The organism is Deltaproteobacteria bacterium, assembly GCA_019912665.1.
Lineage (GTDB): Bacteria > Desulfobacterota > GWC2-55-46 > GWC2-55-46 > GWC2-55-46 > UBA5799.
On sequence record JAIOIE010000007.1, the window covers coordinates 11,484 to 26,294 of the forward strand.

Below are 14,811 nucleotides of genomic sequence, written 5' to 3' on the forward strand. Positions count from 1 at the left end.
CGCCTCTATGCCGGGAGGGCGAATAGCGCCTGCAGGCTGTTGTCATAGCCAACCCCTTCCGATATGTCCTGCTTCAGGAACGCGTTCACCCTGTCGATTACCTCGATCGCGTGGTCCACGGCAGGGTCGCTGCCCTTTTTATACGCGCCGATGCTTATCAGATCGTATGCCTTCTTGTACGTGGAGAGCACGGAACGGAGGCGCATTGCCGCCTTCCTGTGCTCTGGGTTCACGATGTCGTTCATCACCCTGCTGATGCTCGAAAGTACGTCTATCGCCGGGTAATGCGCGTTATGGGCGAGCTCCCTCGAAAGGACTATGTGACCGTCCAGCACCGCCCTTGCGGCGTCGGCAACAGGGTCGTTTACGTCGTCGCCTTCAGCGAGTATCGTGTAGAACCCGGTTATGCTCCCCTTCCCCTCGGACGTGCCGGCCCGTTCAAGGAGCCGCGGCAGGTGAGCGAAGACCGAAGGCGGGTAGCCTTTCGTGGCCGGCGGCTCGCCTATGGCAAGGCCTATCTCCCTCTGGGCCATGCAGAACCGCGATATGGAGTCCATCATGAGGAGGACGTTCTTGCCCTGGTCCCTGAAATACTCGGCAATGGCCGTAGCCACCATCGGCGCCCTCATCCGGAGGAGCGGCGGCTGGTCAGAGGTCGCGACCACCAGCACGGACCTCTTCAGGCCCTCCTCGCCGAGGTCCTTTTCTATGAACTCTTTGACCTCCCTGCCCCTCTCGCCTATGAGGCCTATGACGTTCACGTCGGCCTCGGTATTCCGGGCCATCATGCCCATGAGTACGCTTTTTCCAACGCCGCTTCCGGCGAAAATGCCTATTCTCTGCCCCTTGCCCACGGTAAGAATGCTGTTTATCGCCCTTATGCCGACGTTAAGCGGCTCCTCTATCCTCTTTCTCGAAAGCGGGTTCGGAGGGGTTGAATAAAGAGGGTATTCGGTTTCGGCCTCGAAGGAGCCGAGCCCGTCCAGGGGAGAGCCGAGCCCGTCAAGGGTCCTCCCTAGAAGTCCGGGGCCGACCTTGACCGAGGCGCTCACCCTCTTCGATACTATCTTGCTTCCCGGCCCGATGCCCCTGACGTCTCCGAGCGGCATGAGGAGTATCTTGTCATCCGAAAAGCCGACGACCTCGCATTGTATGGGCTCATGGCCGTCCTTCGGGTATACGTGGCAGAACTCGCCTACCGAAGAGCCCGGGCCGAGGCCTTCCATCACGAGGCCGACTACCCTCGTGACCCTTCCGTGCACCCTCACGGGGTTTATCTCCCCGACGGCATTCCTCTGCCTCTGGAGATATTCAATCGCGCGCGTATGCATCCTTGAGCTTCGCCTCAATTTCCTCTGTTATGGACGCGATCGTCGCGTCTATCTCGCCGCAGGTCGTGGACACGAGGCAGCCTCCCCTTTGTACCAGCTCGTCAGGCTCGACGCCGAGCCCCCTCAGGCCGCCGGAAAGCCTCATGAGCTCGGGCCTGAAATTATTTATGACCTCGAACTCCTTAGGGTTGACCCTTATCGTCACCTCGCCGCTTGCCGCTACCGCCCTGAGCGCTGCCTTCACGCATTCGAGTACCCCGTCCGGCCTGGCCTCGACCTCCCTTTGCACGACCTTCCCGGCTATGGCCAGCGCGAGGGCGGTTATCTCTCTTTCGCACTCGGCATAAAGCGTTTCCCTGAAAGAGGCGAGATCCCTTACGAGCCCCTCGAGGCCGCTGAAATGGACCTCGGCCTTTTTGAGGCCGAATTCGAACCCGGCCTTCTCGCCGGCGCTGAAGCCGCTCTCGTAAGCCTCTTTTTCCAGGGCCTCTATACGGCTGCCGACGTCCTCGATTTTCTCCTGCGGCTCTAATTCCTGGGCAGGTATGAGCGCGAACGGCTCGGGTACTATCCTCACGGCCCTGTTCCTTATAATGTTAGATGAGGACATCCCCGCTCCTTCCGGACCTCACGAGCTTGCCTTCCTGCTCGAGCCTCCTCGCTATCTTTATGATCTCCTGCTGTGACTTCTCCACCTCCGAGAGCTTGACCGGGCCCTTGGCCTCCATGTCCTCGATGAGCATCTCGGAAGCCCTCTCGGACATGTTGCCCAGGAACTTGTCCCTTATGGCCTCGTCCGCGGCCTTGAGCGCGAGGCAGAGCACGTCTCCGCTGAGTTCCTTGATTATGAGCTGCAGGCCCCTGTCGTCGACCTCCATGAGGTCCGAGAAGACGAACATCTTTTCCTGTATGCGCATGGCCAGGTCCGGGCTCGCCTTCTCTATCGCGTCTATTATCTCGCCCTCCGCCTTCGAATCCACCTGGTTGAGTATCTCGGCGGCGAGCTTCACTCCCTCGACCGAAGCGCCCTGGCTGGACTCGGCAGAGAGCATTTGCTCGCTTATGAGCGCCTCGAGGTCTCTTACCGCGGCCTGGGGTATTCTCTTTAAATTGCCGACCCTCAGCATGACCTCGCCCCTCAGCCTCTCGTTCTGAATGTTGAGTAGCACCATCGCGGCCCTGTCCGCGTCGAGGTGCGCGAGTATCAGGGCGATTATCTGCGGGTGCTCGTCTTTTATTATGTTCGCGACTATTGCGGGGTCCATCCACTTGAGGGATTCTATGCCGCCGCCGCCCATCTCCCTCGTTATCTGGTCCAGTATGTACTGGGCCCTTTCCGGGCCGAGCGTTTTGACAAGCACGTTTCTCGTGAATTCGATGCCCTCGACGAAGAGCTCGCCCTTGTCGAGTATCTCTATGAACTCGCCAACGACGTGCCGGCCCATCTGGAGCGAAACGGACTCCTTCCTGACCATCATGCCGCCCAGAAGCTGCATCTCGGAGGGGGTCATGAACTTGAAGACCTCGCTCGCCAGCTCCTCGCCGATATTCATGAGGAGGACGGCGGCCTTTTCCGGCCCCGTAAGCCTCGGCTCCTTGGCCATCACTTCTCCTTTATCCAGCTCTTGAGGACCATCGCCACCTGCTGCGGGTTCTCCTTCACTGTCTTCTTAAGCCTGTCGATAGAGTCCCTGTCGGCGCCTACGGTGGATTCGCTCAACTCGCCGCCGCCCGCTGTAAGTGCCTGCGGCAGCTTTCTCTGGATCTCCTCAAGCGCCATCGTCTCCCTCGTGACCCTTTTTATGAGGGGCCGCACGACGAAGAGCAGGATGAAGAGGCTTATCAATATCACGGTCGCGTACTTGATGAGCACCGGCACGAGGTGCGGCGGGATGTACTCCCTGGTTTCCTGGGCGGCTTCGAGCGCGGCGGCAGCCATTTCCGCTCCGGCCTGGTCGAAAGGCGTGCTGACGACGACGACGGTATCGCCCCTCGATTCCTCGTAGCCGACCGCGGCCTTGACCATCTCGGTGAATTTCGAGAGCTCCTCGTCGGTCCTCGGCGAGTAGACCCTCGTCTCGTTACCTTCGGCGTCCTTTACGGCCTGGTATGTGCCGTCCACCAGCACTGAGACCGCGAGCCTCTTAAGGGACCCTACAGGCTCGACCACGCGGCTCGTCACCTTGCTTATCTCGTAGTTTATGAGCTCGTCCTGCCTCTGGGTCTGGGCGGGTGTGGCGGCCGCCTGTGGCATCTCAACCGCGGTCTCGGGGAGGTTCGAGAGGACTCCTGGTATGCCGACCGGGGCGGTGGCGCCGATGCTCTTTTCCTTGTTCCTGTGCTCGCTTCTGACGACCTGGCCGTCCGGGTCGAACCTTTCCTCCGTCCTCTCGACGTGCCTCGTGTCCACCTCGACCGCGACCCTGGCCACGACCTTGTTCGCGCCCACGGCCTTCTCGAGCATGCTCTGGAGCCTCTGCTCGAAATCGTTCTCGATGGACCTCTTGTACTCGAGCTGCGTCCCCGACAGCATCAACGCGTCGTCGCCGGCCTCCCTCGTCCACATCCTCCCGGAAGTGTCGACGACCGCCACGTCCTCGGGCTTGAGGTTGTCGGTGCTGTTCGCCACGAGGTGCACTATCGAGCTCACCTGGCCCTGGCTCAATTCCTTCCCTGCCTTGAGCTTTACGATTACCGAGGCGCGCGCCTTCTTCTGGTCGTCAAGGAAGACCCCCTTTTCCGGGAGCGCGAGATGGACCCGCGCGCTCTCTATCTCCTTTATCTGGGTTACGGTCCTCGCGAGCTCTCCCTGGAGCGCCCGCTTGTAGTTGACCTTCTGCACGAAATCTGTAATGCCGAACGAGGTCTTGTCGAATATCTCGAAACCTACGCCGCCGCCCTGGGGAAGCCCCTCTCCCGCGAGCTCCATCCTGGTCTCGTACACCTTGTCCGCCGGGACGCTTATCGTCCCGCCGTCCACCTTGTACGGGACCCGCTTCTCCTTGAGCCGCTCGATTACCGAGCCGGCGTCCTCGTCCGAGAGCTGGGTATAGAGAGTCTGGTACTCCGGCCCCTGGTTCCAGAGTATGAGGACCACGACCGCGGCTATGACCGCCGCGGCCGAGGCGAGCACTATAGCCGGCCTCTGCCCTACGAACTTTTTTAAATCCTGGAGAAGCTTTTCCATCCGTTACACCTGCGTCCTCATTACTTCCTCATACGCGTGGACGAGCTTGTTCCTGACCTGGAGCATGAGGTTGAAGGAGAGATTGGCCTTCTCTATGGCTATCATGGTATCGTGTATGTTGTTGACCTGCCCGGAGGCGAGCCCCTGTATCGCCTGGTCGGCGTCGGTCTGGAGCTTGTTTACGCTCTCAATCGACTGCTTGAGGACGTCCGAAAAACCGGTGCCGGATGCGGCCTCGGAGGTTGCCTTGCCGAGGGAGTTCAACTCCGCGCTGAGCGCGCCTTTTATCGAATCTACCATTTCCGTTCTCCTTTTTTTAAAGCTTCCCTTACTGGCCTATCTCCAGCGCCTTCAGGGCCATCTCCCTCGTCGCCTTGAAGGCGGTTACGTTCGCCTCGTAGCTCCTTGAAGCCGCTATCATGTTTACCATCTCTTCGGCCACGTTGATGTTCGGAAATGCAACGTATCCGTCTCTCCCGGCGTCCGGATGAGCCGGGTCGTATACGTATTTAAGAGGCCTGGCGTCCTCTATTATTCCCGCCACTTTCACCTTGGTATTATATGCGGAGGAGGCCTCTTTCAGGAGGCTGCCGAAGTCGCCCCGGTTCTCGGCGGCAAAGACTATGTCCTTCCTTCTGTAGGCCCCGCCGTTGGCGGTCCTCGTGGTCTCGACGTTAGCGAGGTTGCTGGCTATGAGGTTCATCCTGAGCCTCTGGGCCTCCATGCCCGAGGCCGCCACTGAGAAGAGATCGGACATATTATATGCCTCCTTCCTTTATCGCATTCATAAGCCCGTTGAATTTGCCCTTGAGGAGCTTTGAAGAAACGGTGTACATGAGGGTGTTCTCGGAAAGCCTCGCCATCTCGGCCTCGATGCCGACCGAGTTCCTGTCAAAACCGGGCAGGTCTGTAGCCCTGTCGAGGACCCTCGGCGCGGACGAGTTGTAGTAGCCGGTCATGTGCCCGCGGCTGGTACTTGCCAGCCCGACGGAAGGAGCGCCGCCCTCCCGCCTTTTCAGCTCGTCCTCGAAGTTTATATCCACGGCCCTGTAGCCGGGGGTCTCCTGGTTGGCGATATTGGAAGTGAGTAGCTTATGCCTTGCGGCCCTCAAGTCCATGGAATTGGTGAGGACCGTAATTGCCTTGTTATCGAATAGACCTGCTGGCATGGCTTACCCCTGTTTTAAAGAAAAAAGGCTGATTCCGGTTAGCGGATAGAATTAATAGCAAATACCATACCAAACACATCCAACCCTTCAAACCTGTAATCCCTTGAGCCTGGAAAAATGAACGCCTCGGGAAATTTTTTCCTACCCTGGCAAAAGCTGCCCATATTCCTTGAGTTTATTCCTGAGGGTCCGTACAGAGATGCCGAGGATCCTGGCCGCCTGGGTCCTATTTCCCTCGACTTCGTCGAGTGTGCGGGTTATGAGCCCTTTTTCCATCTCCCAAAGCGTCATTAAATTGGCGCCGCCGTCATCCGTATTCCTCTCCATGGATTGCTTCTCAGGCGCCTCCTCTCCTGAGGGCACGGGGGAAACCAGTATGTGCTCGACTTCAAGGGTCCTCCCCTCCGCAAGGAGTACGGCCCGCTCAAGGGTATTCTCCATCTCCCTGATGTTGCCCTTCCATTCGCATTTTTTTATGCATTCCATGGCCTCAGGGGAGACCCCTTCAAGGCGCCTGCCGTACTTGGCGCTGAATTTTTTTATAAAATGATTCGCGAGGAACTCTATCTCCTCGCCGCGCTCGCGTAACGGAGGGAGCGTAAGCGGAAATATATTGAGGCGGTAATAGAGGTCCTCCCTGAAGCGGCCCTCCCTGACCTCCTTTTTCATGTCCCTGTTGGTCGTGGCTATTATCCGAATGTCCAGGGGCACGGGCGAACTCCCTCCAACCCTCTCCACTTCCTTTTCCTGTATGACTCGGAGGAGCTTGGCCTGGAGCTTTATGTCCATTTCGCTAATCTCGTCAAGGAGTATGGTGCCCTTGTCCGCAAGCTCGAACCTGCCCTGCCGGAGCGCATGGGCCCCTGTAAAGGCGCCCCTCTCATGACCGAACAGCTCGCTTTCGAGGAGGCCTTCGGGAATGGACGCGCAGTTTACGGCCACGAAGGGCATCTTCTGCCTCGGGCTGTTCTCGTGTATGAAACGGGCAAGGAGCTCTTTCCCGGTGCCGCTCTCGCCCGAGACGAGGACGGTTGCGTCGCTCGCCGCGGCGACCATCGCCATGGACACGACCTTCTGCATGACCGGGGCCCTTGCGAGCATCTTTTTTCCCCTGGTCTCGAAACCGGATATGCCCTCCCTCATCCTGAACGCCTTCTCGACGGTCTCTTCGAGCGATTGCAGGCTGAAGGGCTTCAAGATGAAGTCCACAGCACCTTCCTTCACCGCCTCCACCGCTTTCTGGACCGTTCCAAATGCCGTTATGAGGAGGACAGGCACATGGGGAGAGACCTTCTTTACCTCGCGCAGCAGCTCCATGCCGCCGAGGCCCGGCATATTCACGTCGCTTATGACCATGCCGAACCCCCTGGGGAGCTTTTTAAGCGCCTCCCTGCCGTCCACGGCAAGCTCCACCTCGTAGCCTTTCCTGCAGAGCGCCTCGTTTATGGCGACCCTCATCCCCGCTTCGTCGTCAACTACAAGGACCCTCTTCATGACAAATACTCCCTTCCCGCCGGCAGCCCGAGCGTGAACGTTGTGCCCTTGCCTGGCTCCGACTCGACCTCCAGGCGGCCCATGTGCGCCTCAACGGCCGCGGAGACTATCGCCAGGCCGAGGCCGGTGCCCCTCTCCTTCGTAGAGAAGAAGGGGTCGAATATCCTGTCTATCTGTTCGCGTGGAATGCCCCTGCCGTTGTCGCTCACTTTTATTACCACGAGGCCGTCTTCGGTCTCGGTATCGACGCTTATCCCTATCCTGCCGTCTTCCTCGACCGCGTCGAGCGCGTTTATGATGAGATTAAGGAAGAGCTGCCTTAAGAGGTTCGGGTCGGCCATGACGCGTTTCCGTCCCTTGTGGGCGGCCCGTATCTCCACTCCGTCCTTTCCCCTGTCCCCCGCCAGGAGTATGGCGTCTTCGACTATGTCCTTAAGGTCAACCGGCTTGAGCTTCGCCTCGGGCGCGCCGGCAAAGAGAAGCATGTTCGAAAGAAGGTTGTCGAGCGTCTTTATGCCCTTGCTTATATGCTCCGCAAGTTTCGCCTTGTCCGGCTCGTCCGTGAGCTCCCTTTCAAGGAGGGTCGCGAATATGGCCATTGAGCCGAGCGGGTTCCTTATCTCGTGGGCTATCCTGGCAGCCATCTCGCCCATTGCCGCAAGCCTCCTCGACCGCTCTATGGCCCTGTTCTTCTCCGCGATCTCCGCGTTCAGCTCCTCGATCCTGGTCTCCAGGAGCGAGTACTGCTGCTCGAGTTTTTTGGAAGCGTCCCTGAATACGTTGAATGCGTCGTTCAGGAGCTCAATTGGTACCTGCGTGGTCATCATGCCTCCTTAAATGGCTGCCGGGTCTTTCATTATTGCATCGGACCACGGGGCCAGCTCGCCGCCGAGCGCTTCAAGCTCCTTGAGCGCCGCCGCCTTGTCATCATCGCGACCGAGCCTTCCGTAGCACTGGGCCATCCTGTAGAGCGCCCAGGACCTGTCCGCGGTCTCCTTTGCATCCATGTGCCCTATCGCCTGCCTGTACCCCTCGGCCGCCTTCGCAAACTTACCGGCCTCGAAGAGTGCGTCGGCAGACTTGAGGAAGGACCTTGAAGCCTCCCTTTCGTTCCCCTCCGTCTTGAACCCTTTTGCCGCGCTCTCGAAGAGAGGGACTGACTGGTCCGTCCGTCCGGCCCGGTAGCTCGATTCGGCTTTCATTAAAATGCCCCCGGGCCCGGTTCCCGCCTTTTCGCGTGAGACCTTCTCGTACTCCCCTTTTTCAAAGGCGATGAGCGTCTCAAGCTCCCTTATTTCGGCTTCCCTGCCGTCAGCCGGGAATTTCGCCCTGAAGGCCTTGAGCATCCTTTCAGCCGAGCCCGTGTCCTTCTGCTCGATATAGACCCTGGTGAGCGCCAGCATCGCCTCCTCGGCGACCTGTCCGCTTCCGAGCTTAACGGCGTTGTCGAGCATATTGACGGCCTCGTTTCTCAAGCCTGCCGCCATGCACGACCTTCCGACCTTGAGATAGGTTTCGGCCTTCTTGCCGAAAGGCGCGCTGAGAGGGACGTCCAGGAAGAGCTTCACTACCGCGAGGTGGTCGCCTTTCTGGTAAAGGGAGTCCAGCCATTCGTAGAAGAGGACCGAGGAAAGAAGGTCCATGTCCTGCCTGTAGATGCTGAGCGGGTATCTGCCGTTGAACGCCTTGAAGAAGGCATAGCCCTCCTGAAATTTTCCGAGCCGTATCCTGGCCGAAAGGAGCTTGAGCGACGTTATCTCGGAGGCTGCAAAGCCCCCTGCGGCAATGGTCTGGTAAAGCCTCTCGGCCTCCTCGATAGAACCGGTCTCTCCGGAGATGTAATACGCGTCCGCAAGCGATAGCGCGGCCATTGCCCACTCTTCGCCTATGAACCTTCCTTTTGCCCCGATATAGATATGGAGCGCCTCCTTTGCCCTGCCTTCCGCGAGAAGCGTGTCTCCCTCCTTGAGAGACAGGAATACCCCGATGAAACCGTCCTTCGGATATCCCGCGCTTATCTCGCCGTATATCCTGCGGGCCTCCGCATAGTCGCCCATGGTGAGGTGCATGTCGGCGAGGCTTAGCTTCGATACCGTATCAAGACGCACGGAAGAGGTGGCGGTTTCCCTGTAAAAGGTCCTCGCGCTCTCGATCTCTCCCTTTATGAGTGCCGTGTTCGCAAGCCATACCCCTGAGCCCTTATAGCCCGCTTCCAGCGAGGCCATGAAGAGTTCCTTGGCCTCCGCGTATTTTCTTTCGAAAAAGAGTATGCGCGCCTTCCTGAAGAGGGCCTCGCCCTTGAGGGGATTGTCCTCTCCCTCCGCCGCGCGCGTGAGCTTGCCGGCTGCTTCGGGATAGAAGCCTTTCCGCTCGAAATGGTCGCCAAGCACGAAATAGCCGAGCCGTGAATAGAGCGGGTCGGGGTTGGACCGGAGCGCTATGTCGAGCTCGGGGGGGGCCGTCTTTCCTCTGGTGAAATCAATTATGGCATCCAGGACGCCGGCCTTCCCGTGCTCACCACTCTTCCTGTGCTCCGATGCGGCTTTCACCGCCGAATCAAGGAACTCGCCATCTCCGGGGTTAAGCCCAAGTACGGCCCTGAACGCCCCGGAGACCGGGTCGCTGTAAAGCTCGGCCTTAAGGATTTCCATTGCCTTGTTCCTGTAGACCCATCTCCAGGAATCGTTGAAGGCAACGAGCCTGGAGGGAGGGGGCTTGAGGAATTGGGCCTCAACGGTCGGCCTCCGTTTATCTTCTTGATCCTCTTTTTCTTCAGGAGCGGCCGGCGGGTACACGTCTACCATCAGCCTGAAAGGCCCGGAATGCATCGAGTGCCGTACTACCGATCCCTCCATGACCTGCATCTCGAGTGTGGCGAAGATGCCCGTGGGGTCGGACCCGCGGCTTAAGCCGTTTACCTTGAAATACCCGGTCGAAGGGAAGTTGCTCATGACGCCGGCCCTTATGTCCCTCATGCGGACGAAGAGCTTATCACCCTTCCGCGACATATCGGTCTCGACCTTTTCGGAGAAAACGAGGGTAAGCCTGTGGAAATCGACCTGCTCGGAAGCGCGGATAGCGATTATCTCCGCCGCTTCAACAGCCGACCATAGCGGGACTGAAAGGATGGATATCAATATGGCGAAGAATATTCTCATGGCATGGGTGTGGTTACCGGGTAAGGCTTTTTGCAACTACCATGCCAGTCAAGGGCGGAGATTAAACAGGGCGAAGGGTCGGCGGCTTATTTATCTAAACATTTCAGCCGGTTGGGAATAAACGATGAGGTGGTTTGCCAAGATATTCAAAGCTGGCTTTGCGGGTCTAAGCGGGTGTTTTCAGGTGGCCGGGCCCCCTGGATGTCAAATTCATGACCCGGCAAACTCGCTTTCGGCGGCTTCCGCGGAATCAAACTGCTCAAGGAGCCCCTTCCTCTTCATCTTCTCGATGAGGGTGGTCCTGTTGAGGTTCAGGTACTCGGCTGCCTTCTTCTTTATGCCGTTCACTCTCTGGAGGGCCGAGATTATGAGCTCCTTCTCGAAATTGTCGACGGCCGTGTTGAAGTCTATGCCCTTGTCGGTCAGGTTGACCGACCCTGCGTTCAGGGTGAAGCCCTCGGCCTTAGCCTGCCGTATCTTGTCGGGCAGGTCGCGGAGGGTTATTGAGCTCCCGTCCTCCTTGAGGACCACGAGCCTCTCTATCAGGTTTTCGAGCTCCCGGATGTTCCCCGGCCAGTCATAGGTCTCAAGGAGCCTCATCGCGTCAGGAGAGGTCCCCTTTATCTTCTTCCTTTTCCGGGTGGATATCTTTTCGATGAAGTGGTCAATGAGAACCGGGATGTCCTCTTTCCTGTCCCTCAAGGACGGAAGGTTTACCGGGATGACGTTCAGCCTGTAGTAGAGATCGTTCCTGAACTTTTTCTCCGCGACCGCCTTTTCAAGGTCCTGGTTTGTGGCGGCCACGACCCTTACATCAACCTTTATAGTGTTCCTGCCGCCGACCCTCTCGAACTCCTTCTCCTGGAGGACCCGGAGTATCTTGACCTGGAGCCCGGGGCTCATGTCTCCTATTTCGTCAAGGAAGACGGTCCCTTCGTTCGCGGCCTCGAACCTGCCTATCTTCGTGGCTATCGCGCCGGTAAAGGCGCCCTTCTCATAGCCGAATAGCTCGCTTTCGAGTAGGTCTTCGGGAATGGCGCCGCAGTTTATGGGGACAAAGGGCTTATTTTTCCTGGAGCTTCCGTAATGGAGGGCCCTGGCCACGAGCTCCTTGCCTGTGCCGCTCTCGCCGAGTATGAGGACCGTAGAGTCGGTGTCGGCTATCCTGTCTATGATGTCCCGTATCCTCTGTATCTCATGGCTTGTGCCGAGGATGGCCGTCGTGCAGGTTTTCTTGAGCTCGTCCCTGAGTTTCGAGTTCTCTTCCTTAAGTAAAGGGACCTCCCTGGCCTGCTTAGCGTTATTGCGAACCTCCCTGGCCTTCTCCATCGTTACAAGTAGCTTGTCCTTACCTATGGGCTTCTCAATATAAGTGAACGCGCCGAGCCTCATGGCCTCCACCGTGCTCTCGACCGAAGCGTTGCCGGTAAGGATTATGCAGGCGGTATCAGGGGATAGGGCTTTTATCGAACGGATTACGTCGATGCCGCTCATGCCGGGTAGCATGAGGTCTGAAAGGACTATGTCGAAATCGGATTTCCGGGCAAGCTCAATGCCTTCCTCGCCGGTCGGCGAAGCAATGACGCCATACCCGTTCATCTCGAGGATTTCCTTAAGGGATTCGCGGACTGATTCCTCGTCCTCAACGAGAAGTATAGAGCAACTCATGAACGGTTCTCCGGGTGCTGGTGCATGGACGGGCCTGTATTTTGGCACGCATTATAGAACAACTCACAACCCATGTCAATATTTTGAACAAGGGCGGGCTCCAGCGGATTGACAACAAGTCGCCCGATGATATATTGATGGTACGACTGTCCTGCCGGAATCCAGGCAGCGAAAAGAAAGACGGAGGCCAAAATGCCCGATAACGCCATAGAGAAGATATTTACAGTCAACCTGGGGGTAAAAAAGGACGAGAAGGTGCTGGTCTTTACCGACCTCCTTGAAGACCCTGATACAGTGCCGCCTGAAGAGCGGAAGAAAAGGGAAGCCCTCGTGCCGCTTGCAAAGGAAGTAGCCGAAATAGGTAGCGCCCTCTGCAAAACGTCCTATCTCGAGTTCCCGGCTGTCGGGAGCCACGGCAAGGAGCCGCCGAAGTCCCTATGGGAGGCTGCCTTCGGAAGCGCTGCCGTAAGTGAACTGGAAAAAAGAGGTACGCTCGAAAAGATTTTAAGGAAAGAGGCTGCGGCACGGGACCTTAGCGAGGCCGAGGGCGTAATAAGGGAACTCGCCGAGTCGCCGGACGCAATCATCGCCCTCTCAAACTACTCGACCTCGCACACAAGGTTCAGGGACTTTCTTACCAGAATAAAGGGGGTGCGCTATGCGAGCATGCCGCTATTCGAGCGCGAGATGCTCGCCGGCGCAATGACAGCCGACTGGAAAGAGGTCGAGAGGCGGACCAAAAGGCTTGTGCGTATGATCTCGGGCGCTGATACGGCGGTCATCACCTCGCATAACGGCACATCGATAAGCTTCTCGATAAAAGGACGGGACGCTCTCCCGGATACCGGTATTCTTATCGAACGCGGCTCGTTCAGCAATCTCCCCGCAGGGGAGGCGTTCCTTGCGCCGGTCGAGGGCACTGCCGAGGGGGTCCTCATACTCGAATGGGCCCCGACCGGGCGGCTGCATAAGCCTGTCGAGCTGGTTGTGAAGAAAGGGACCGTTGTCGAGGTGGTCGGGAATGACAATTTTTCAAGGAAGCTCCGGGAGAGGATAGAGGCGAACCCTCTATGCGGCAATATCGCTGAGCTGGGGATCGGCACGAACGAGAAGGCATCGAGGCCGGACAACATACTGGAGACCGAGAAGATACTCGGCACCGTGCATATCGCGCTCGGCGACAACTCGTCGTTCGGAGGCAAGGTGAGCGTGCCCTTTCACCAGGACTTCATCTTCTTCAGGCCCAGCTTTGAGGTGATAAAGGGCGAGGAGAAAATAGAAGTCCTTATCGAGGGAGAGCCGAGGTTCGAGGCAGAGGGGATAAGGTAGGCTGGGGCGCGGAACGCGTCCTAGAATTCCCCTCTTTTTTTTTAAAAAGGGGCCCGGGGAGATTACATCGGGATTAATATTAATCCCCCTTCGAAAAGGGAAAATTATTTAATCAGGGATTGCGATGTCTTTTGAAGAAAACAAACTGCTAGTTCGCCGGTTCTATGAGGAAGTAGTTAATACAGGCGATGTGGAGTCGATTGAACGCTTCATCTCGCCGGAATATGTCGAGGTGCAGGACGGCAAAAGACACGCCGTCGGCATCGAGGGAGCAAAGGCGCATATACTGGGAGTCCGCCAGACCTACCCCGACCTCCATGTTACCATCGAGCGGCAGATAGCCGAGGGCGAATGGGTGGCGTCATTGATAATTGCGAGAGGGACGCACAAGGGCTCGTGGCTCGGCATGAAGCCGACCGGAAAGCCGGTCGCCTTTACCGGAGTAAATGTGGACCGGGTGGTTAACGGCCGGATAGTCGAACACGGCGGCGCGGCGAATCTGCTTTTTCCTCTGCTGGAGATCGGGGCGGTAAGGGTGGTGGGGGAGGAATAGATCGGAGTTGGGTTACGCTTCGCCAACCCAACCTACAGGCTTGTTCTGATTATCTTCTACTCGGTGGTCATCTGACTCCTCCTTTTCACGCTATCCAGGAAAGTATAGCAGGCATTTGAGGATTGTCAGATTAAGTCATGGCCTTTGCATTTTTTATATCTCACCAGGCATATCATCTGGATTGAATTCTCCATTTTTTAATTTTTCAAGCCATTCCTTTTTAGATTTCAATCCTCTTTTAAGAAGAGATAGCAATTGTAATACAGAGGCATTAGGCACAAATCCCATTTCATAAAAAGTCGTGCTCCTTCTGAAATGATATTCAACTTTATTCATTACATCAACAATAGAATCCAATGCAGTTTGAATCTTTTCTTTAGTGGCAGGTTCAACAAATTCCGCGCCTTCTTTTAGTGCTAATTTCAGGTCATAATGAGCTATGCGTTTATTTCGCAAGTCACGACAAAATGTTGCTGATTCTAGAGCTTTACTTATTAATTCTTGAACTTCGATAGTAATATTTCCTTCCTCAATAAATTTCGGCAGGCGCGTGATTGTTAGATTGGCTTTATTCCTAGATTCGGGAGGATCTGTTAATCGAGCTATACGCAATAATATATCATCAATCAACATGTCCTGAAAAAAACGAAAAAACATCGGTGCGGCTTCGTTCATTAAATGTATTCTCGATTCTTTCATGTCGAAGAATTCACGATATTCATTCCATTTATAATGAAGCCACGCCACCTCATTCCAAAGTGCAAAAAATAATTTACCTAATGGTTCTCCCATTTTAACAATGTATTGTTGTTTTAGGTCTTCGGGCATATGCGCATCTTGACAACCTGAAAAGGTGTTGTCAATATCTTCTTTTAGTAGTCCTGTAGGTTGGGTTAGCGAAGCGTAACCCAACAATCCTTCT

Annotated in this window: 14 protein-coding genes; 2 read left to right on the plus strand and 12 right to left on the minus strand. The window is 56.7% G+C overall.

The genetic code is table 11. The annotated features are described in order from the left end of the window. Positions 1 to 5: 5 nt before the first annotated feature. From fliI to K8I01_02545, 11 genes are all read right to left on the minus strand, one after another. On the minus strand, positions 6 to 1,331 hold the full coding sequence (gene fliI / locus K8I01_02495; protein MBZ0219294.1) for a flagellar protein export ATPase FliI: 1,326 nt from the start codon (positions 1,329 to 1,331) through the stop codon (positions 6 to 8). Beyond that, complete coding sequence (locus K8I01_02500) at positions 1,312 to 1,941, minus strand: hypothetical protein (GenBank protein MBZ0219295.1); 630 nt, start codon at positions 1,939 to 1,941, stop codon at positions 1,312 to 1,314. Before K8I01_02500 ends, fliI begins: the two co-directional genes overlap by 20 nt. After that, the gene (gene fliG, locus K8I01_02505; protein MBZ0219296.1) at positions 1,928 to 2,935 is read right to left on the minus strand and encodes a flagellar motor switch protein FliG; all 1,008 of its coding nucleotides are present in this window, start codon (positions 2,933 to 2,935) and stop codon (positions 1,928 to 1,930) included. Before fliG ends, K8I01_02500 begins: the two co-directional genes overlap by 14 nt. Beyond that, positions 2,935 to 4,518, minus strand: a complete 1,584-nt coding sequence (gene fliF / locus K8I01_02510; protein ID MBZ0219297.1) for a flagellar M-ring protein FliF — start codon at positions 4,516 to 4,518, stop codon at positions 2,935 to 2,937. The genes fliG and fliF overlap by 1 nt, the downstream gene beginning before the upstream one ends. A 3-nt stretch (positions 4,519 to 4,521) precedes the next feature. Then, a complete protein-coding gene (gene fliE, locus K8I01_02515; GenBank protein MBZ0219298.1) occupies positions 4,522 to 4,818 on the minus strand; it encodes a flagellar hook-basal body complex protein FliE in 297 nt (98 codons plus the stop codon). Positions 4,819 to 4,846: 28 nt separating this feature from the next. After that, a complete protein-coding gene (gene flgC / locus K8I01_02520; GenBank protein MBZ0219299.1) occupies positions 4,847 to 5,275 on the minus strand; it encodes a flagellar basal body rod protein FlgC in 429 nt (142 codons plus the stop codon). 1 nt (position 5,276) lies between these two features. Beyond that, positions 5,277 to 5,687: a flagellar basal body rod protein FlgB gene (gene flgB, locus K8I01_02525; protein MBZ0219300.1), complete on the minus strand. Its 411-nt coding sequence runs from the start codon at positions 5,685 to 5,687 to the stop codon at positions 5,277 to 5,279. A 141-nt stretch (positions 5,688 to 5,828) separates the two neighbouring features. Further along, positions 5,829 to 7,181: a sigma-54 dependent transcriptional regulator gene (locus tag K8I01_02530; protein ID MBZ0219301.1), complete on the minus strand. Its 1,353-nt coding sequence runs from the start codon at positions 7,179 to 7,181 to the stop codon at positions 5,829 to 5,831. Continuing rightward, positions 7,178 to 8,005: a GHKL domain-containing protein gene (locus K8I01_02535; protein MBZ0219302.1), complete on the minus strand. Its 828-nt coding sequence runs from the start codon at positions 8,003 to 8,005 to the stop codon at positions 7,178 to 7,180. Before K8I01_02535 ends, K8I01_02530 begins: the two co-directional genes overlap by 4 nt. Before the next feature lie 9 nt (positions 8,006 to 8,014). Continuing rightward, entirely contained in the window at positions 8,015 to 10,339 is a 2,325-nt protein-coding gene (locus K8I01_02540; protein ID MBZ0219303.1) for a tetratricopeptide repeat protein, read from the minus strand. Between the two features lie 210 nt (positions 10,340 to 10,549). Next, entirely contained in the window at positions 10,550 to 12,007 is a 1,458-nt protein-coding gene (locus K8I01_02545; GenBank protein ID MBZ0219304.1) for a sigma-54 dependent transcriptional regulator, read from the minus strand. A gap of 192 nt (positions 12,008 to 12,199) precedes the next feature. On the opposite strand from K8I01_02545, the gene K8I01_02550 reads away from it, so the two are divergent. Then, positions 12,200 to 13,336, plus strand: coding sequence for an aminopeptidase (locus K8I01_02550; protein MBZ0219305.1), 1,137 nt, complete (start codon positions 12,200 to 12,202; stop codon positions 13,334 to 13,336). A gap of 124 nt (positions 13,337 to 13,460) precedes the next feature. Then, the gene (locus tag K8I01_02555) at positions 13,461 to 13,889 is read left to right on the plus strand and encodes an ester cyclase (protein MBZ0219306.1); all 429 of its coding nucleotides are present in this window, start codon (positions 13,461 to 13,463) and stop codon (positions 13,887 to 13,889) included. 153 nt (positions 13,890 to 14,042) lie between these two features. On the opposite strand, the gene K8I01_02560 is transcribed toward K8I01_02555, so the two are convergent. After that, a complete protein-coding gene (locus tag K8I01_02560; GenBank protein ID MBZ0219307.1) occupies positions 14,043 to 14,801 on the minus strand; it encodes a hypothetical protein in 759 nt (252 codons plus the stop codon). Between the last annotated feature and the right edge of the window lie 10 nt (positions 14,802 to 14,811).